22 protein-coding genes are annotated in these 18945 nt (G+C 59.8%); 10 read left to right on the top strand and 12 right to left on the bottom strand.

Features of this window, described 5'->3' with window-relative positions; translation table 11 throughout:
* Positions 1-3: 3 nt before the first annotated feature.
* From rnk to cyaY, 3 genes are all read right to left on the bottom strand, one after another.
* Positions 4-414, bottom strand: a complete 411-nt coding sequence (rnk, locus tag FPT12_RS00600; protein WP_123581052.1) for a nucleoside diphosphate kinase regulator — start codon at positions 412-414, stop codon at positions 4-6.
* 146 nt (positions 415-560) lie between these two features.
* Positions 561-785 (bottom strand): DUF1289 domain-containing protein, encoded by a 225-nt coding sequence (locus FPT12_RS00595; RefSeq protein ID WP_145014179.1) that lies wholly within the window; start codon positions 783-785, stop codon positions 561-563.
* Positions 786-789: 4 nt separating this feature from the next.
* Positions 790-1122: an iron donor protein CyaY gene (cyaY, locus tag FPT12_RS00590; protein ID WP_145014178.1), complete on the bottom strand. Its 333-nt coding sequence runs from the start codon at positions 1120-1122 to the stop codon at positions 790-792.
* A gap of 238 nt (positions 1123-1360) precedes the next feature.
* On the opposite strand from cyaY, the gene FPT12_RS00585 reads away from it, so the two are divergent.
* Genes FPT12_RS00585 through FPT12_RS00560 form a run of 6 tightly spaced genes read left to right on the top strand, consistent with a single transcriptional unit; the run spans position 1361 to position 5968 of the window.
* Positions 1361-1534 carry a lipoprotein gene (locus FPT12_RS00585; RefSeq protein ID WP_019694236.1) on the top strand — a complete coding sequence of 58 codons (174 nt, stop codon included), beginning with the start codon at positions 1361-1363 and terminating at the stop codon, positions 1532-1534.
* A 9-nt stretch (positions 1535-1543) separates the two neighbouring features.
* Positions 1544-2791, top strand: a complete 1248-nt coding sequence (gene lysA / locus FPT12_RS00580) for a diaminopimelate decarboxylase (RefSeq protein ID WP_145014177.1) — start codon at positions 1544-1546, stop codon at positions 2789-2791.
* Between the two features lie 4 nt (positions 2792-2795).
* Positions 2796-3626 (top strand): diaminopimelate epimerase, encoded by an 831-nt coding sequence (dapF, locus tag FPT12_RS00575; RefSeq protein WP_145014176.1) that lies wholly within the window; start codon positions 2796-2798, stop codon positions 3624-3626.
* Positions 3627-3639: 13 nt separating this feature from the next.
* Positions 3640-4365, top strand: a complete 726-nt coding sequence (locus FPT12_RS00570) for a DUF484 family protein (protein ID WP_145014175.1) — start codon at positions 3640-3642, stop codon at positions 4363-4365.
* A 2-nt stretch (positions 4366-4367) separates the two neighbouring features.
* Positions 4368-5267, top strand: a complete 900-nt coding sequence (gene xerC / locus FPT12_RS00565) for a tyrosine recombinase XerC (protein WP_145014174.1) — start codon at positions 4368-4370, stop codon at positions 5265-5267.
* Entirely contained in the window at positions 5264-5968 is a 705-nt protein-coding gene (locus tag FPT12_RS00560; RefSeq protein ID WP_145014173.1) for an HAD family hydrolase, read from the top strand. Before xerC ends, FPT12_RS00560 begins: the two co-directional genes overlap by 4 nt.
* A 178-nt stretch (positions 5969-6146) precedes the next feature.
* Here the strand turns inward: FPT12_RS00560 and sutA are convergent, their stop codons facing one another.
* From sutA to glnK, 4 genes are all read right to left on the bottom strand, one after another.
* Positions 6147-6473: a transcriptional regulator SutA gene (gene sutA, locus FPT12_RS00555; RefSeq protein ID WP_145014172.1), complete on the bottom strand. Its 327-nt coding sequence runs from the start codon at positions 6471-6473 to the stop codon at positions 6147-6149.
* Positions 6474-6575: 102 nt separating this feature from the next.
* Positions 6576-7001 (bottom strand): secondary thiamine-phosphate synthase enzyme YjbQ, encoded by a 426-nt coding sequence (locus tag FPT12_RS00550; protein ID WP_145014171.1) that lies wholly within the window; start codon positions 6999-7001, stop codon positions 6576-6578.
* A 213-nt stretch (positions 7002-7214) separates the two neighbouring features.
* Positions 7215-8552, bottom strand: coding sequence for an ammonium transporter (locus FPT12_RS00545; RefSeq protein WP_145014170.1), 1338 nt, complete (start codon positions 8550-8552; stop codon positions 7215-7217).
* Between the two features lie 33 nt (positions 8553-8585).
* On the bottom strand, positions 8586-8924 hold the full coding sequence (gene glnK / locus FPT12_RS00540) for a P-II family nitrogen regulator (RefSeq protein WP_002555808.1): 339 nt from the start codon (positions 8922-8924) through the stop codon (positions 8586-8588).
* 413 nt (positions 8925-9337) lie between these two features.
* On the opposite strand from glnK, the gene FPT12_RS00535 reads away from it, so the two are divergent.
* Positions 9338-9598, top strand: coding sequence for an accessory factor UbiK family protein (locus tag FPT12_RS00535; RefSeq protein ID WP_010465113.1), 261 nt, complete (start codon positions 9338-9340; stop codon positions 9596-9598).
* 385 nt (positions 9599-9983) lie between these two features.
* Entirely contained in the window at positions 9984-10505 is a 522-nt protein-coding gene (locus tag FPT12_RS00530) for a Bro-N domain-containing protein (RefSeq protein WP_145014169.1), read from the top strand.
* Positions 10506-10562: 57 nt separating this feature from the next.
* Here FPT12_RS00530 and FPT12_RS00525 read toward each other — a convergent pair whose 3' ends face one another.
* The gene (locus FPT12_RS00525; RefSeq protein ID WP_054617025.1) at positions 10563-10868 is read right to left on the bottom strand and encodes a HigA family addiction module antitoxin; all 306 of its coding nucleotides are present in this window, start codon (positions 10866-10868) and stop codon (positions 10563-10565) included.
* Between the two features lie 8 nt (positions 10869-10876).
* Positions 10877-11155 (bottom strand): type II toxin-antitoxin system RelE/ParE family toxin, encoded by a 279-nt coding sequence (locus FPT12_RS00520; RefSeq protein WP_145014168.1) that lies wholly within the window; start codon positions 11153-11155, stop codon positions 10877-10879.
* A 581-nt stretch (positions 11156-11736) separates the two neighbouring features.
* Here FPT12_RS00520 and FPT12_RS00515 point away from each other — a divergent pair.
* The gene (locus FPT12_RS00515; protein WP_145014167.1) at positions 11737-13230 is read left to right on the top strand and encodes a YifB family Mg chelatase-like AAA ATPase; all 1494 of its coding nucleotides are present in this window, start codon (positions 11737-11739) and stop codon (positions 13228-13230) included.
* 6 nt (positions 13231-13236) lie between these two features.
* On the opposite strand, the gene FPT12_RS00510 is transcribed toward FPT12_RS00515, so the two are convergent.
* Positions 13237-14451 carry an aldose 1-epimerase family protein gene (locus FPT12_RS00510; RefSeq protein ID WP_145014166.1) on the bottom strand — a complete coding sequence of 405 codons (1215 nt, stop codon included), beginning with the start codon at positions 14449-14451 and terminating at the stop codon, positions 13237-13239.
* A 128-nt stretch (positions 14452-14579) separates the two neighbouring features.
* Entirely contained in the window at positions 14580-15500 is a 921-nt protein-coding gene (locus FPT12_RS00505) for a LysR substrate-binding domain-containing protein (RefSeq protein WP_145014165.1), read from the bottom strand.
* A 158-nt stretch (positions 15501-15658) separates the two neighbouring features.
* Here FPT12_RS00505 and FPT12_RS00500 point away from each other — a divergent pair, with 158 nt between their 5' ends.
* Positions 15659-17059 carry a NorM family multidrug efflux MATE transporter gene (locus FPT12_RS00500; RefSeq protein ID WP_145014164.1) on the top strand — a complete coding sequence of 467 codons (1401 nt, stop codon included), beginning with the start codon at positions 15659-15661 and terminating at the stop codon, positions 17057-17059.
* Between the two features lie 94 nt (positions 17060-17153).
* Here the strand turns inward: FPT12_RS00500 and FPT12_RS00495 are convergent, their stop codons facing one another.
* A complete protein-coding gene (locus FPT12_RS00495; protein WP_145014163.1) occupies positions 17154-18818 on the bottom strand; it encodes a bifunctional diguanylate cyclase/phosphodiesterase in 1665 nt (554 codons plus the stop codon).
* Positions 18819-18945: the final 127 nt, after the last annotated feature.

Genomic DNA, 18945 nt, shown 5'->3' with positions numbered 1-18945 from the left:
GTGTCAGAACGTGCAGTCGCCGCCATTCTTGGGCTGCGACTCAACCTCAAGCAGGGTCAGCTTCAAGGTCTTGCCACCCGGTGCCGGCCAGTCGATGTGCTGGCCAACCTTCAAACCGAGCAATGCGCTGCCTACCGGCGCCAGAATGGAAATCCTGCCTTCATCGGCATTGGCGTCCTGTGGATAAACCAGGGTCAGGTGATAGTCCTTGCCGCTGCTTTCTTCACGGCAATGTACACGCGAGTTCATGGTCACGACATCGGCAGGCACTTCATCGTGACCGACCAGCGTATCGGCGCGATCCAGTTCGGTTTGCAGCGCGATAACACCTGGCAGCGAGTCATCCAGGCTGTCGATCAAACGCTCCAGACGTTGCACGTCCAGGCGGGTAAGGATGATGGAAGGTGCGGTCATGATTAAGGCAGACTCCTTTTTTCTGCACGACAAAAGCAAAACCCCGCCAGAAATAGGCGGGGTTTTCACGGACCTCGATGAGTTGAGGCGTATCCGGACACTATCACAGCTCAAAAAATATACAAGCCAAGTGAGGAGCACCCCGGCTACGGGTGGCTTGCGGCCTTGCGCTGTTGGGCCTGGGCGCAAATCACCCGGCGTCGATCATCGTCCGCCGAGCGCCATTCGCGGATATCTTCGACATGGCGAAAACAGCCCAGGCAGACTTTCTGCTCGTCCAGCCGACAGACGCTGGTGCATGGCGAAGGCACCGCCGCGCTGACATTGCTGTACAGCGGCTTTGGCGGACGAGCGGGCGCTGTCTCACTCACAAGATCACAGACCTTCGAAATCGAGTTCGACGTCGGCCTGCTGCTTGACGATGCGCTCAAGCATCTCACCGAGCTGCTCTTCGCTCTTGTCACACATCCAGCGTTCGCTTTCTTCGTCATAGTCGAAGTGGAAGCCACCGGACACGGCCGCCAGCCACAGCTGACGCAGCGGCTCCTGGCGACTGAAGATCAACTGGCTGCCGCCTTCGAACTTGACGGTGAGCACACCGGCCGAGCTTTCCAGATCAACATCCAGGCCACTCTCATCGAAAATATCCTCCAGCGTTTGCTGGGTGGCATCGACCAGATCGTGGAAACGGGCTTCAGTCAAACTCATTGCGGGAACCTCAAAAAATGTCTACTCACGCTCAAGCGCCGCAAGATACGGCCGAGCCCCAGCGATTGCAAAGGATACCGACCACGCACCAGACAAGAGTAGAAAATATCGGCACACCTTGCGCTGCTTGATCGCTTGCCTGGGCAAAGGCCCGCCGGACGGGTGGTCCGTCGCATAGGCAAGCTGCCGGGTGGCCGGTATACTCCGGCGCAATTAACGCATTTTCAAGGATTTCGCCATGAAGCGCCTGATCTCTTCCCTTGCTGCGCTCGTCGCGGTTGCCTGCCTTGTCACTGCCTGTGGTCAAAAAGGTCCGCTGTATCTGCCCGATGACAGCAAATCCCCTGAAGAACAGGCGAAGTCGTCGCAGTCCAAAGCGCACCAGCACAGCACCAGTACCAGCACCTACTAAGGGAACATCATGGACGCTTTTAACTACCGTGACGGTGAACTGTTCGCGGAAGGTGTTGCCCTGTCCGCCATCGCCGAACGCTTTGGCACACCGACCTACGTCTACTCTCGCGCGCACATCGAAGCCCAGTACCTGGCGTACGCCGATGCGCTGGCCGGTACGCCGCACCTGGTCTGCTTTGCGGTCAAGGCCAACTCCAACCTGGGTGTACTGAATGTCCTGGCGCGTTTGGGCGCTGGTTTCGACATCGTCTCCGGTGGCGAGCTGGAACGTGTTCTGGCCGCCGGTGGCCAGCCCGACAAAATCGTTTTTTCCGGCGTCGGCAAGACCCGTGAAGACATGCGTCGCGCCCTGGAAGTCGGCGTGCACTGCTTCAACGTCGAATCCACCGACGAGCTCGAACGCCTGCAAGTCGTCGCGGCCGAGCTTGGCGTTCGCGCGCCGATCTCACTGCGGGTCAACCCGGACGTCGATGCCGGCACCCACCCGTACATTTCTACCGGTCTCAAGGAAAACAAGTTCGGCATCGCCATTGCCGACGCCGAAGACGTGTACGTCCGTGCCGCCCAACTGCCTAACCTGGAAGTGGTCGGTGTCGATTGCCACATCGGTTCGCAACTGACCACCTTGCCGCCCTTCATCGATGCCCTCGACCGCTTGCTGGCGCTGATCGATCGCCTGGGCGATTGCGGAATCTACCTGCGCCACATTGACCTCGGCGGTGGCTTGGGCGTGCGTTATCGCGATGAAGAGCCGCCATTGGCTGCCGACTACATCAAGGCCGTACGCGAACGCATTGATGGTCGCGACCTGGCACTGGTATTCGAGCCGGGCCGCTTCATCGTCGCCAACGCCGGCGTGCTGCTGACCGAGGTCGAGTACCTCAAGCACACCGAACACAAAGACTTCGCCATCGTCGACGCGGCCATGAACGACCTGATCCGCCCGGCGCTGTATCAGGCCTGGATGGACGTTACGGCCGTGCGCCCGCGTGCAACCCCGGCACGCGCCTACGACATCGTCGGGCCGATCTGCGAAACCGGCGATTTCCTCGCCAAGGATCGTCTGCTGGCACTCGAAGAAGGCGACTTGCTGGCCGTGCATTCGGCCGGTGCGTACGGGTTTGTCATGAGCTCCAACTACAACACTCGCGGCCGCGCCGCTGAAGTGCTGGTGGACGGCGGTCAGGCAATTGAAGTGCGTCGCCGCGAGACGGTTGCCGAGTTGTTTGCTGGCGAAAGCCTGCTGCCGGAGTAAACCCATGCTGCTGCGTTTTACCAAGATGCATGGCCTGGGCAACGACTTCATGGTCCTCGACCTGGTCAGCCAGCACGCGCACATTCTGCCCAAGCACGCCAAGCAATGGGGTGACCGGCACACCGGTGTCGGTTTCGACCAATTGCTGATCGTTGAAGCGCCAAGCAACCCGGACGTGGATTTCCGTTACCGGATCTTCAACGCCGACGGTTCCGAAGTCGAGCAATGCGGCAACGGTGCGCGCTGCTTCGCACGCTTCGTTCTGGACAAGCGCCTGACCGCCAAGCGGCAGATTCGCGTCGAGACCAAAAGCGGCATTATCGAACTGGATATCCGCAACGACGGCCAGATCAGCGTCAACATGGGTGCACCGCGCCTGGTGCCGGCGGACATTCCGTTTCAGGCGCCCGCTCAGGCCTTGAGTTATCAGGTCGAGGTCGACGGCCAGACCGTCGAACTGGCTGCGGTCTCCATGGGCAACCCCCACGCCGTCGTGCGAGTCAGTGACATCAACAACGCGCCGGTGCATGAGCTGGGACCGAAAATCGAAAACCACCCGCGCTTCCCGGCGCGGGTCAATGTCGGTTTTCTCCAGGTCATCGACCGGAGCCGTGCGCAGTTGCGCGTCTGGGAACGCGGCACCGGGGAAACCCAGGCCTGCGGAACCGGGGCCTGCGCTGCCGCAGTGGCCGCGATCAGCCAGGGGTGGATGGATTCGCCGCTATTGATCGACCTGCCTGGCGGGCGCTTGTCCATTGAATGGGCAGGTCCTGACCATCCGGTGATGATGACCGGCCCGGCAGTACGCGTATACGAAGGACAAGTGCGTCTTTGAGTGAGCGAAATACATGACTGATCAGCCTCAGGCTCCAGCCCCACAGCCCGACGAATCCCCTTCCGAAAGCCTGGAGGCGGCGGCGATAGCCGCGTACCTGGAGGCTCATCCGGATTTCTTCGTCGAGCACGAAGAACTGCTCCCGGCGCTGCGCATTCCGCACCAGCGCGGCGACACCATCTCGTTGGTCGAACGCCAGATGAAAATTCTGCGCGAACGCAACATCGAGATGCGCCATCGCCTCTCGCAACTGATGGACGTCGCCCGCGACAACGACCGGCTATTCGACAAAACCCGCCGACTGACGCTCGCCTTGATGGACGCCAGCAGCCTGGACGACGTGGTCATCAGCGTCGAAGACAGCCTGCGTCAGGATTTCCAGGTGCCCTTTGTCAGCCTGATCCTGTTCAGCGACGAGCCCTTGCCGGTCGGCCGCTCGGTGACCAGTGCCGACGCGCAAAAGGCCATCGGCGGCTTGTTGTCGGAAGGCAAAACCGTCAGCGGCAGCCTGCGCGAACACGAGCTGGACTTCCTGTTTGGCGAAGAACAGCGCAAGCAGATCGGCTCCACGGCGGTGGTCACCCTCAGCCATCAAGGCCTGCACGGTGTCCTGGCGATTGCCAGTAGCGATCCGCAGCACTACAAAAGTTCGGTGGGCACGTTGTTCCTCAGCTACATCGCTGAAGTCATGGGCCGCGTACTGCCTCGGGTCAACACTTCGCTACGCTCGGTACGCTGACCATGGAACGACAACTGGACGCCTACTGCGAGCACCTGCGCAGTGAGCGTCAGGTGTCGTCTCACACGCTGGAAGCCTATCGGCGCGACCTGAACAAGGTCCTGGCGCACTGCAAAAAACAGAACATCGGCAGCTGGACCACGTTGGACATCCAGCGCCTGCGCAGCCTGATCGCTCGCCTGCACTCGCAAGGGCAATCCTCGCGCAGCCTGGCGCGGCTGCTGTCGGCGGTACGCGGGCTCTATCACTACCTGAACCGCGAAGGCCTCTGCGACCACGATCCGGCCAACGGCCTGGCGCCTCCCAAGGGCGAGCGCCGCCTGCCGAAAACCCTCGACACCGACCGTGCGCTGCAACTGCTCGATGGCGCCGTGGAAGACGACTTCATGGCGCGCCGCGACCAAGCGATTCTTGAGCTGTTTTACTCGTCCGGTTTACGCCTGTCGGAGCTGACCGGACTCAACCTTGAACAGTTGGACCTGGCAGACGGTCTGGTGCAAGTACTCGGCAAGGGCAGCAAGACCCGAGTGCTGCCCGTCGGCAAGAAGGCCCGCGAGGCCCTGGAATTGTGGTTGCCGCTGCGCGCCATGACGAACCCGGTGGACGATGCGGTATTCGTCAGCCAGAAAGGCCGGCGCCTCGGCTCACGGGCCGTTCAGGCGCGGGTCAAAGCCGTCGGCGAGCGCGAACTGGGGCAAAACCTGCACCCGCACATGTTGCGACACTCCTTCGCCAGCCACTTGCTGGAGTCCTCACAAGACTTGCGTGCAGTGCAGGAATTGCTCGGCCACGCGGACATCAAAACCACGCAGATCTACACCCACCTGGACTTCCAGCACCTGGCCACGGTCTACGACAGCGCCCATCCACGGGCCAAACGCATCAAAGGCGATGAGCAATGACAATCCAACTGATCACCTTCGACCTCGACGACACCCTGTGGGACACCGCCCCGGTGATCGACAGCGCTGAAGCCGTGCTGCGCCAGTGGTTGGCCGAGCACACGCCGAACCTCGGTGCCTTGCCGGTCGATCATTTGTGGGCGATTCGTGAGCGGGTATTGAGCCACGAACCAAGCCTCAAGCACCGCATCAGCGCCCTGCGTCGCCGGGTACTGTTTCACGCCCTGGAAGAAGCCGGTTACGCCCATGAGCAGGCCTACGAGCTGGCCGATCAGGGCTTTGAAGTGTTTTTGCATGCACGGCATCAACTGGAAATCTTCCCCGAGGTGCAACCGACGCTGGAGATTCTGGCCAATCACTACGCCTTGGGCGTGGTCACCAACGGCAATGCGGATGTGCGCCGCCTGGGGCTGGCGGATTACTTCAAGTTCATCTTGTGCGCAGAGGATATCGGCATCGCCAAACCCGATGCCCGGCTGTTCCACGAAGCCTTGAAACGCGGCGATGTAACAGCTGAGGCCGCCGTGCATATCGGCGATCATCCCGGCGATGACATTGCCGGCGCTCAACAGGCGGGATTGCGGGCGATCTGGTTCAACCCGGCCGGTAAAGCCTGGGAAGCCGACAAGGCACCGGATGCCGAGATTCGCAGCTTGACCGAGTTGCCAGCGTTGTTGGCGCGGTGGAACTCGATTTCGTAGCGTCCTCAAGATTCTCATCGCGGGCAAGCCTTGCTCCTACGGGATTGTCGTCACCTGCTCGAACGACGCAAGTCTGTAGGAGCAAGGCTTGCCCGCGATGCTTTTCGGCCTCTATTGTTTCACCCATGAAAAAGCCCGCAGCGACGGCGGGCTTTTTCAGCAAGCACGTAGCAGGCGCTTAGATAGGCCGGCTGCCGTACTTGTTATCAGGCTTCTTTGGCGGATCTGCCACCACGTTGGCCTCGACTTCCTGAACCTTGCCACCTTTGGCAAGGAACTCTTCCATCGCGCGCGCCAGAGCATCACGCTCTTTGTTCTTGGCCTCGACACTCGGCAGCTCGTCTACCGACACCGCAGCCTTGGCCTTGCCTTTGGCGGTCGGGACCGGCGTGTCCTCACCGCCATCGTCGTCAGCAACGTCTTCCGCTGCTGCTTCCAGGCCTTCTTCGGCCTCGTCTTCGTCGCCTACTTCGAGGTCGTCGTTTTCCAGATCATCGTCGCTCATGTTCTACCTCATGACTTGCGAAAAGCAGATTAGTTATAGCCCAGCTTTGTCGTCTGTCGACGACCGCCGGAAAAAAATCAACATCCACTGGTAACCAGCGGTTTATGCCTCTTCACCGTGCACGGTGGCGAGGACTTTGCGAGCACCACCCTGATCGCGGTGCTCACCCAGATAAACACCTTGCCAGCTACCTAACGCCAATCGGCCCGCCCTAATCGGCAAACTCAACTGACAGCCTAGCAAACTGGCCTTGAAGTGCGCCGGGAGGTCGTCCAGGCCTTCGTCGTTATGCTCATAGCCAGCTGTTCCTTGTGGGATCAGCCGATTGAAAAACCGTTCGAAGTCGCGACGTACCGCCGGATCGGCGTTCTCGTTGATGGTCAACGACGCCGAGGTGTGCTGCAGCCACAAATGCAACAGACCGACCCGACATGCCTGGAGTTCAGGCAGGCCGGCGAGTAACTCGTCCGTTACCAGATGAAAGCCCCGGGGCCGTGCCCGCAGGGTTATCAGAGTCTGTTGCCACATACAGTTCTCCGCACGTTCGGGGCGCATTCTAGCGCGCTCTGGGAAAAAACAAAGACCCTAATATTCCTTCAATCATGTAAGCCATTGGCCGCAGAAAAGCGCTCGCCACAAACACCAGTAAACGTGTACGAAAAAACCTTTCAGCCGTACTTTCAGAGACAAATTCCGGACAAAAAAATGCCCGGCAAGCCGGGCAAATTTTTATGCGCGTGCTTACATGTTGTAGCCGCGCTCGTTGTGAAGTGCCAGATCGATGCCCACCGACTCTTCTTCCTCGGAAATGCGCAGCCCCATGACGGCGTCGAGCACCTTGAGGATGATGAACGTGACGATCGCGGTGTAGATCACCGTGAAACCCACGCCTTTGCACTGAATCCAGACTTGTGCCGCGATGTCGGTTACGGTGCCGAAGCCACCCAGTGACGGAGCCGCAAATACACCCGTGAGGATTGCGCCGAGGATACCGCCGATGCCGTGCACGCCGAAGGCGTCGAGGGAATCGTCGTAACCCATTTTGCGTTTCAGGGTCGTGGCGCAGAAGAAGCACACCACGCCCGCTGCCAGACCGATGATCATCGAGCCCATCGGGCCAACGGTGCCCGCAGCCGGAGTGATTGCAACCAGACCGGCAACCACGCCCGAAGCGATACCCAGTGCGCTAGGTTTGCCGTGGGTCAGCCACTCGGCGAACATCCAGCCCAAGGCCGCTGCGGCGGTAGCAATCTGAGTTACCAGCATGGCCATACCGGCAGTGCCGTTGGCCGCTGCGGCGGAACCTGCGTTGAAACCGAACCAGCCCACCCACAACATCGCGGCGCCCATCAGGGTGTAACCGAGGTTGTGCGGAGCCATCGGCGTGGTCGGGAAGCCTTTGCGCTTGCCCAGTACCAGGCACGCCACCAGACCTGCAACACCGGCGTTGATGTGGACCACAGTGCCGCCCGCGAAGTCGAGCACGCCCCAGTCGCCCAACAGCGAACCCGGACCGCTCCAGACCATGTGCGCGATCGGCGCGTAAACCACGGTGAACCAGATGCCCATGAACACCAGCATCGCGGAGAACTTCATCCGCTCGGCGAAAGCACCGACGATCAGCGCCGGGGTGATGATGGCGAAGGTCATCTGATAGGTGACAAACACCGCCTCGGGAAACAGCGCCGTAGGGCCGGTAATACTGGCGGGCGTGATGCCGGCAAGGAACGCCTTGGCGAAGCTGCCGACAAAGGAATTGAGGTTGACGACGTTGGCCTCCATACCCGTGGTGTCAAACGCCATGCTGTAGCCATAGAGGAACCACAGGATGGTGACCAGGCCGGTAATGGCGAAGCACTGCATCATCAATGAGAGAACGTTTTTGGAACGAACCATGCCGCCGTAGAACAGCGCGAGGCCTGGAATGGTCATGAACAGCACGAGGGCAGTAGAGGTCAACATCCAGGCGGTATCGCCGGAATTGAGGACTGGAGCAGCCACCGGATCTGCCGCCATGGCCAGGCCGGGCATTACGATGGACAACAGGGCTCCTAGCCCTGCGAATTTACGCAGAGTCATTTTGTTTTCTCCTGGGGCGTTGGGTTTGGCGGCTTAGATTGCGTCGGTATCGGTTTCGCCGGTACGGATGCGAATAGCCTGTTCCAGATTGACCACGAAAATCTTGCCGTCACCAATCTTGCCGGTGTTGGCCGCCTTGGTTATCGCCTCGATAACCCGGTCCAGATCCTTGTCGTCAATGGCGACATCGATCTTCACCTTGGGCAGGAAATCGACCACGTATTCCGCCCCGCGATACAGCTCGGTGTGACCCTTCTGCCGACCGAAGCCTTTGACCTCAGTGACGGTAATGCCCTGCACGCCGATCTCGGACAACGACTCGCGTACGTCGTCCAGTTTGAACGGCTTGATGATGGCAGTGACTAGCTTCATGAAAACTCTCTCCCGAATTGGTGGACTTGCCCCAGGAAAACAAACCCGACTCAAGTCTAAGCGCAGTGCCTGGCTTTGTAACGCATCGTCGGCCCTACTCGCCCGACCGACGCCAGTTAACCGTTCCTGACGAAACTCCCCGCTCCGCCTGCCGCACTGCATTCGTCACAGCGACTGCATCAGTGCATGGGTCACAAGGGACTAAGCAGAAAGCTTGCCATCTCGTAAAAAACCAATGATTTCAATCTTTTGGCTTCAGTCGCAGACACCAATGCCCAATCGCCATCACCGATACGCACAATAACAGTGCGCAAACGCCCGGAAACATGCACGAAAAGCGTGCATTCGTGCCGCGTCAATGACTATAGACACTGCGTGATACACTGCCCGCCATTGTTTCCAGGACATTTCTCATGCTCGCACCCAAAGACTTCCTCGATGCCCTGAGCGGCACCGCCTCCCGTTTGTTCAGCGGCGAAACCCCGCTGCCAAAAAGCGAAATCGAAAGCCAGTTCAAAGCCCTGCTGCAAAGCGGCTTCAGCAAGCTTGATCTAGTGAGCCGGGAAGAATTCGACAGTCAGATGGTCGTCCTGGCACGCACCCGGGCACGCCTTGAAAGCCTTGAGGCAAAAGTCGCCGAGCTGGAAGCGAAGCTGAATCCACCCGCCGAATAACCCACACCCCCCTGTGGGAGCGAGCCTGCTCGCGATTAGGGTCGGCACGACCCTCCTGCTATTTCTGGATTCAGCTCTACTTCCAGGCTGAGTCCTACAAAAACACCACCGCTTTCCGATTGCGCCGCACAACTCCGGTTTCTAAGCTCACTTCAGCTGAATGTTCAGCACTGGGTTTGGCGACCTGGAAAGCTTGCGATGCACCGCGACCACATCTGATATCGGGCACTTCTTCCCGACTCAAATTATGGCGGCTGTGTGTGGGAGATCTTCGGGTCTGCCGGTATTCGCTTGCACCGGTTCGCCAACCCGCGCACAGCTGCCACCCTTATTGTTTGGCGACGATCAGTGGCAGTTTCCCTCAAGCGAACTTGGGTACTGCACCATGGATGAAAATTATCTGATCCCGCACGTCTTCACCCGCCACAAACTCCACCTCCACGCCCTGCTACTGGAAAACCAGCCTTGGTTCAGTGCCCGCGACCTCGGTCGATTGCTTCGGCTGTTCCTCGACGAACGCGCGCTACGCAAACTCGACCCTGATCAACACCAAACCGCGACAATGCACATCCTCGGCTGCATCGAACATACGCTGCTGATCAGCGAATCCGGCGTCTACGCGCTGCTGGTTTATCACTACTGCCCCGAATACCGGGGCCTGCGCGAATGGCTGACCCACGACGTGGTCCCAGCCCTCAGAGACGCCCAGCAACCCACCACAGCCGAACGCCCGATATTGAGCCTGCTGAACTGGCCGGAAATGTCGCTGAGCTTGCTGCACTGGAACAACCAGCCGTGGATCCGGCTGCAGGATGTTCCACATATGTTGCCTGATGGGGAGCGACCACGACGTACAGTCAATGCGCCGTGGTGGAAGCGGGCTTCGAGAATGCTTCAAACATTCTGAACCTCCAAAAAAGAACCCCACGTTCTTGGCGTGGGGTTCGATCAATCCGGGCGATGATCAGGCGCAATGCGCAAGGCGCTCAACCTGATCACGGATCGCTGCACCCCGTTCAATCTCGGCTTTGCGCAAATCGTAAGTCGATTGCAGATTCAGCCAAAACTCAGGAGTGGTATCCAGACAGATGGAAAGCCTGAGCGCCATATCGGCACTGACGCCCCGACGCTGAAGCACAATGTCGTTCACCGTAGGTGTCGAGACACTCAATGCTCTGGCCAAGGCTGCGGCTGTAAGGCTCAGAGGTTCCAGGTATTCCTCTTTGAGGATCTCGCCGGGATGAACCGGGCGCATACCATTCTTAGTCATTACTCACCTCAGTGATAATCGACGATTTCGACATTTTCCGGCCCATTAGGACCCCAAATAAAGCAAATTCGCCATTGAGCGTTGATACGGACGCTGTGCTGTCCTTTGCGATTGCCCTCCAGCGCCTCCAGACGATTGCCCGGCGGTGATCGAAGGTCCATCAGCACGGCAGCAGCATCAAGCATCGTCAGCTTTCGTTCTATGACACTCAGAATGGCTGACCACAGACGGGTCCTACCGTTGCGAAACAGGTACTCAGTCTCAGAACACTTAAAGCTAACGATCATAATTTAAAGCTTAACGTTATGCATTAATCCTGAGTGTATAGCCAGCATCCATAAAAGCAAACCCACGGCTTTACCTCTCGGCCACCCTTCAAAATTATCGGAAATGGACTACCTGAATCGCTTCAAAAGCGCCCTAGCATCCGGGCCTTCACTTACAAAAATCCGCGTCAATTCCGATTGCTCTAACCCCATCATCACCCTTTACGCTCATAGGCCCGCAAACCATTTCGCAAAAGGCGCCGATGAAACACAAAAAGCAAAAAGCCAAACCGTTGTTGATTGCTGAATTTCATGCCGAAGCACTCCGGTTAGCTGGCAACGTTTCAGCCAATCAGCGCCGATTCCTTGAAGTCGCGGCAAAGAGCTTGAGCCGTCAGGGTGGCTCGCCGGTGTAAGAGCCTGAATCCTCCGTCCAAAGAAACCGCCTGAACGGCGGTTTTTTTCCGTTCTCGCCCCCTATGCCCCGACACCCGCAACATCCTGCGAAGGTTTCGCTCCTCAGCCGTCGCACTAAACCGCTACGCCACAACTACCCTTCAAAAAACCGCAGGAAGCGGTTCTCGCGAACTCAAGGAATGATCATGTCTCTGGCCATCGTCCACAGCCGCGCCCAGATCGGTGTGGAAGCGCCCGCCGTCACTGTAGAAGTCCATTTGGCCAACGGCTTGCCGTCGCTGACGATGGTGGGGTTGCCGGAAGCTGCGGTGAAGGAAAGCAAGGATCGGGTGCGCAGTGCGATCATCAATTCCGGGCTGCAATTTCCGGCGCGGCGCATCACCTTGAATCTTGCCCCGGCTGACCTACCGAAGGACGGCGGACGATTCGACCTGGCGATCGCCCTGGGGATTCTGGCTGCCAGTGTGCAGGTGCCGACCCTGACGCTGGATGACGTCGAGTGTCTGGGTGAGTTGGCGCTGTCTGGCGAAGTGCGGGCGGTTCGTGGTGTATTGCCGGCGGCGCTGGCGGCGCGCAAGGCCGGACGATCACTGATGGTGCCGCGGGCAAATGCCGAGGAAGCGTGCCTGGCCTCAGGACTGAAGGTCATTGCGGTGGATCATCTGCTGGAGGCGGTCGCGCACTTCAATGGCCACACGCCCGTAGAACCGTTTGTGTCCAATGGTTTGCTCTACGCCAGCAAACCCTACCCCGATTTAAATGAGGTACAGGGCCAGATTGCGGCCAAGCGTGCCTTGTTGATCGCTGCTGCGGGGGCTCATAACCTGCTGTTCAGCGGACCACCGGGGACGGGGAAAACCCTGCTGGCGAGTCGCTTGCCCGGGCTGCTGCCGCCACTGGCCGAGAGCGAAGCGCTGGAAGTCGCGGCGATTCAATCGGTCACCAGCTGTGTGCCGTTGAGCCATTGGCCGCAACGACCGTTCCGCCAGCCACACCATTCGGCGTCCGGCCCGGCACTGGTGGGCGGAGGCTCGAAACCACAGCCAGGTGAAATCACCCTCGCCCACCATGGCGTCCTCTTCCTCGATGAGCTGCCGGAGTTTGATCGCAAGGTGCTGGAGGTGCTGAGAGAACCGCTGGAGTCGGGGTGCATCGTGATTTCCCGGGCCCGTGACCGCGTACGTTTTCCCGCGCGCTTTCAACTGGTGGCCGCCATGAACCCCTGCCCCTGTGGATATCTCGGCGAGCCGAGCGGACGCTGCTGTTGTTCTCCGGACCAGATCCAGCGTTATCGGAACAAGCTGTCGGGGCCGCTGCTGGACCGAATTGATCTGCACCTGACGGTTGCCCGCGAAGTCACGGCGTTGAATCCGGCAGCAAAACCCGGCGATGACACCGTAACCGCCGCCGCCCGGGTCGCGGACGCAAGGGAGCGGCAACACAAACGCCAGGGGTGCGCCAATGCCTTCCTCGATTTGCCGGGCCTGCGCCGACACTGCACGTTATCCACAGCCGACGAAACCTGGCTGGAAACCGCATGCGAACGATTGACCTTGTCGCTACGAGCGGCACACCGACTGCTCAAGGTGGCGCGCACCCTGGCGGACCTTGAACAAGTCGATGGCATCACCCGCGAGCATCTGGCCGAAGCGTTGCAGTATCGACCGACCACGCACTAGCCGAGGTTATTCCTTGGTGAGATCCACTAACGGTGTTTGCCTTACCTCAGTCTCCCGCCCACCCTGAATCTCACTCACCTGTGCCAACGCTTTATCCACAGCCGCTTTATCCGCCAGCAAGCTGTAGCTGATCTGGAACTGCTTCTGCTCCTTGGCCGCAATCGTCGGTACCAGGTTCAGTGGCCGCTGATACCGGCGGTTGTAGGAAAAACTCGTCCCCGGCTCCAGCCCCGTGACATAGCCCTGCCCTTGGGTATCGGTGTTTTTCCACAGGGAGAACACCGGCAATTGCTTGGTATTGAAGCCAACCGACACCCCGAGGCTGCCCGCCTTGTTATGCAGCACCGTCAGCGTGTCGCCCTTGGCATCGGCATACGGCACGACGTTGTAGACGGTTTCGTCATAGTCCTTGGTCGGTGCGCGGTAGGTTTGCCAGTCGGGCAAATCCCCCTTGGCCTTGTCGTTGAACGGTGACACCTGCTTCACCGGCGCGGCGAAGCGGGCACCCTGTTCCAGGAACGGGGTGCTGAAGTTGCTGTGGTAGAGCGCCTGGTATTCCTTCGGATAGTCGCCGTTGTTGGTCAGGGTGTCATTGAGGGCGAATCGCACGCTGCCAGGTTCGGTGACCAGTTCGGTGCTCACCGAGAAGTCGACTTTCTTGAACGCCTGCTCTTTCAACTCACCACGCAGGCTGATGGCATAGGGCGGCTTTTCATCGATGTGCAAAGTGACTTTGCTGGCCGGAATGTTCGCGGCGCGGCCATGCAGGGTCAGCAGTTCGCCGTTGTCCATGCCGGGGTGGCCGACCCATTCGTAGCCGCAGCGGGCGACCAGTTCGTTGAAGCCTTCGAGCCAGCCTAATCCGCCACGGCCGTTGAGTTCGATGAAGGATGGATTGACCACGTCCTTGACCGGCGAATCCCAACCCATACGCACATTGCCTACTGACGCCTGCAGGACGTTCATCCCACGGGTCGGCACCACCGAGAGTTTCATCGTGCCGTTATCAATGTCGACGATGCTGACGCCCTCCTGCCGACCACCGTGCAGGGTGCGCAGGGTCACGGAAAACGGTTTGTCGGTTTTCACACCGAGCTGCTGGCTGGTGATTTGCTGGTTCTGGGCAGCCTTGTCGGTGTCGAGCAACACGTAATCCCAAGCCATAACGTGGGAGGCAGCGGTCATTGCGCCGAGAGTGACGAGCAGTTTGAGCGGGGTCATGGTGAAAGCCTTTCTTGGAGTTGTGCGATTTTTATAGCGCCGATGAAACGTTTCAGCAAGCTTAAAAACAGCATAATCACCGCAAAACATCATTCGACCGCGCGCACTCGACCGGCAGCTGCATCGGTTCAGCTCAGTTGCTCGACATCCGGCAACTCCATGGACTGGACTTCGCCTTGAAGGAAATCGCTGAGACGGCGCAAACGTTCACCGCCAGGACGGGTTTTCGGCCAGACCAGGTAATAATTCAGACCGCTGGCAACGGCGGTCGGCCACGGCAAACTCAGGCGGCCCTGAGCCACATCTTCGGCCACCATCAGCAAGTCGCCCATCGACACCCCATAACCCCGGGCAGCAGCAATCATCCCCAGTTCCAGCGTGTCGAACACCTGCCCGCCCTTGAGCGACACCTGCTCTGAAAGGCCCATGCGCTCCAGCCAACTGCGCCAGTCACGACGATCGGGAGTCGGGTGAAGCAGTTCAGTGCTGACCAGCCGCTCGACATCCCATGGTTGATCATTCAACAGGTTCGGTGAGCCGACCGGGATCAGCAGTTCCGGGAACAGGTAACTGGCCTCCCAGTCCGGTGGAAAATGCCCGTTGCTCAGCAACACTGCGCAATCGAACGGTTCATGATTGAAGTCCACCGAGTCGACGTCCATCCAGGCGCTGGTCAGTTGCACTTCGTTGCCCGGCTGCAAATGCCGGAAGCGACTGAGTCGTGCCAGCAGCCAGCGCATGGTCAGGGTCGAAGGGGCTTTCATGCGCAAGACGTCATCTTCGGCGCGCAAAGTATTGCAGGCCCGTTCCAGCGCACCAAAACCTTCACGCACGCCAGGTAGCAGCAAACGCGCGGCCTCGGTCAGCTGTAAATTGCGCCCGCTGCGCTGAAACAGCCGACAGGCAAAATGCTCCTCCAGCGTACGCACATGGCGACTGACGGCGCTTTGGGTAATCGACAGTTCTTCTGCTGCACGGGTAAATGAACTGTGCCGCGCCGCGGCCTCGAAAGCGCGAAGGGCATATAACGGAGGAAGACGACGAGACATCAGGAAAGCTCCTATAGCGCGACCCCGAAACCTTATCAGAAACTCCGAGGCATGAGTTTTAGTCATGCGAGCAATCGTTTTTATCCCTTTGTGCAAACGCTTGCGAGCGCCGAGAATCAACCCTTCCCGATTTTTCTGACTAAACGAGCGTGATGATCATGCAGCATCCAGCACGTACCGAACTCTGGGCCATCCTGCGGCTGGCGGGGCCGTTGATTGCCTCGCAGTTGGCGCACATGCTGATGATCCTCACCGATACCTTGATGATGGCCAGGCTCAGCCCGGAGGCCTTGGCCGGTGGCGGCCTGGGCGCGGCGAGCTATTCGTTCGTGTCGATTTTCTGTATCGGCGTGATCGCGGCGGTCGGCACGCTGGTGGCGATCCGGCAGGGTGCCGGCGACATTGAAGGCGCCACGCGGCTGACCCAGGCCGGGCTTTGGCTGGCGTGGTTGATGGCGCTGGTGGCGGGTCTGCTGCTGTGGAACCTCAAACCGGTGCTGTTGCTGTTCGGCCAGACTGAAAGCAACGTGCATGCGGCCGGCCAGTTCCTGTTGATTCTGCCGTTCGCCCTGCCCGGCTACCTGAGTTTCATGGCCCTGCGCGGTTTTACCAGCGCCATTGGCCGGACGACGCCGGTGATGGTCATCAGCCTCGTCGGGACCGTGGCCAACTTCCTGCTCAACTATGCGCTGATCACCGGCATGTTCGGCCTGCCGAAAATGGGCTTGATGGGAATTGGTCTGGTCACCGCCATCGTCGCCAACTGCATGGCGCTGGGCCTGGCCTGGCATATTCGCCGGCACCCGGCTTACGACGCGTACCCACTGCGCAAGGGCCTGTCACGGCCCAATCGCCAGTACTTGCGCGAGCTGTGGCGCCTGGGCCTGCCGATTGGCGGCACCTACGCGGTGGAGGTCGGCCTGTTTGCGTTTGCCGCGTTGTGCATGGGCACCATGGGCAGTACGCAATTGGCGGCGCATCAGATCGCCCTGCAAATCGTCTCGGTGGCGTTCATGATTCCGGCGGGGCTTTCGTATGCGATCACCATGCGCATCGGCCAGCACTACGGCGCCGGGCAGCTGCTCGATGCGCGCTTGGCCGGGCGGGTCGGGATTGCCTTTGGTGGCGCGGCGATGCTCGGGTTTGCCATGGTCTTCTGGCTGTTGCCGAACCAACTGGTCGGGCTGTTCCTGGACCATAACGACCCGGCGTTCCGCGAGGTCATTCAGTTGGCCGTGAGCCTGTTGATGGTGGCGGCGTGGTTCGAGTTTTTCGACGGCACGCAAACCATCGCCATGGGCTGTATTCGCGGTCTGAAGGACGCCAAGACTACCTTCCTGGTCGGCCTCGCCTGCTATTGGCTGATCGGCGCTCCGGCGGCGTGGTTGATGGCTTTCCACCTCCATTGGGGGCCGACTGGCGTCTGGTGGGGTCTGGCGCTGGGACTGGCCTGCTCGGCCGTAAGCCTGACGCTGGCGTTCGAATGGAAGATGAAGCGGATGATCCGCCGTGAACAACCGGAACAGGCAGTGCAGTACAGCACCGTCCAACCTGATTAACCCGTAGGAGCAAGGCTTGCCCGCGATGGATATCACGCGTTGTATCAGATACACCGCAGTGATCCCATCGCGGGCAAGCCTTGCTCGGGTTTCGTTAAGCCAGGACAGCCTGTTGGCTACTGCCAAACGTCAGATATTCAACCAGCTCGGCCAGCGGCAACGGCTTGCTGATCAGGTAGCCCTGCACCTGATCACAACCAAAATCACGCAGCAGCTCAAGTTGTTCAGGCGTTTCAACGCCCTCGGCGACCACTTCCAGGTTGAGGTTGTGGGCGAGGTTGATCATCGCGTGGACCAGCTTGCGATTTTCCTCACGCATCTCCATGCCACCGACAAAGCTTTTGTCGATTTTCAGCAAGGCAATCGGCAGGCTGTTGAGGTGCACGAATGACGAAAAACCGGTGCCGAAATCGTCCAGGGAAAAACGCACGCCCAGACGCCCCAAAGCGTCCATGGTCTGTTTGACCAGATCGCTGCGGCGCATCACGGCGGTTTCCGTCAGTTCGAACTCCAGCCACTGCGCTTCAACCCCGCGCTCGGCAATCAGCCGGCTCAACGTCGACAGCAACTGACTGTCCTGGAACTGCCGGAACGACAGGTTGACCGCCATGTGCAACGGCGGCAGACCGCGTTCGCGCAACGCCTGCATGTCACGCAAGGCACGGGAAATCACCCAGTACCCCAACGGCACGATCAAACCGCTCTGCTCGGCCAGCGGCACGAACTCGCTCGGCGGTAGCAGCCCGCGCTCGCCATGACGCCAGCGCACCAGAGCCTCGAGGCCGACGATTTGCCCGTCGTCGAGGTTCAGCCGCGGCTGGTAATGCAATTCCAGCTCATCGCGGCGCAAGGCCCGGCGCAGTTCGCTTTCAAGATCGGCGAGGCTGCGCGCGTTGCGGTTGATGCGTTCATTGAAGATATGAAAGGTGCAGCCTTGGGTGCTTTTGGCCTGCTGCATGGCGATGTGTGCGTGCCACATCAGCGGGTCGGCGCCAGCCTGCGCACGCGCGTGGGCGATGCCCAGGCTGCAGCCGATCAACAGGCTTTCGCCGTCGACCCAGTAGGGTTCGGCCATGACTTCGGTGATGCGTTCGGCCATCCACTCCGCGCGCTGCGGCGCGCGGCGGGTATCGATGAGCAAGGCGAATTCGTCGCTGCCCAGACGCGCCAGTTGATCACCGGCTTCGAGCTGACTTTTTAGCCGCGAGACCACTTGCAGGATCAACCGGTCACCGGCCTGGTGGCCGAGGGCGTCGTTGGCGTGTCGAAAGTTGTCGAGGTCGAGGTGCCCCAGCGCGAGGCCACGACCGTCGTTCTCCGCCAGGCGCGCCGCCAGCAGGGTCTGAAAACCCTGGCGGTTGGCAATCCCGGTCAGCGGGTCCTGCTCGGCGAGACGCTGCAAAGTGTTTTCGAGCACGCCGCGCTCACGCACATGACGCAGGCAGCGGCGCAATGTATCCACATCCAGCGCATCGCGAACCAGCCAGTCGCTGACGCCGTCCGGTGGGGTGGACGGTTCATGTTCGAGCAATAGCACCGTCGGCAGGCTGCAACGGCCCGGCTCCGGTTGAAGTGCGGGAATGGTCAACAGGACCGCACTGCGGTTGTCAGCAAATAGACTGCTCACCGACTCCCAGGTCGGTGCACTGATCAGCACAGCCGAGCTCCCCATAGGAGCCAGACACTCGCGTAACAACGCTGCCCACGCTGGCTCTTCGGCCAGAAGCAGCAAACGCAAGGGTTCGACAGGCGTAGACAAGCTAGCTCCCTAGACTCTGCAAAAGATGTTGGCGGCGGGCATTATGACGCGCAGATAAACAATGACAAATGATATTGATTATCAAACAGTCTGTTGTACCGCGATGAATCGAACATTAGTAGTCGCC

This window comes from Pseudomonas sp. H3(2019) (genome assembly GCF_007713465.1).
Taxonomy (GTDB): Bacteria; Pseudomonadota; Gammaproteobacteria; order Pseudomonadales; family Pseudomonadaceae; genus Aquipseudomonas.
The sequence above is the reverse complement of the archived record's forward strand: the minus strand, read 5'-3'. Positions and strand labels throughout refer to the sequence as shown.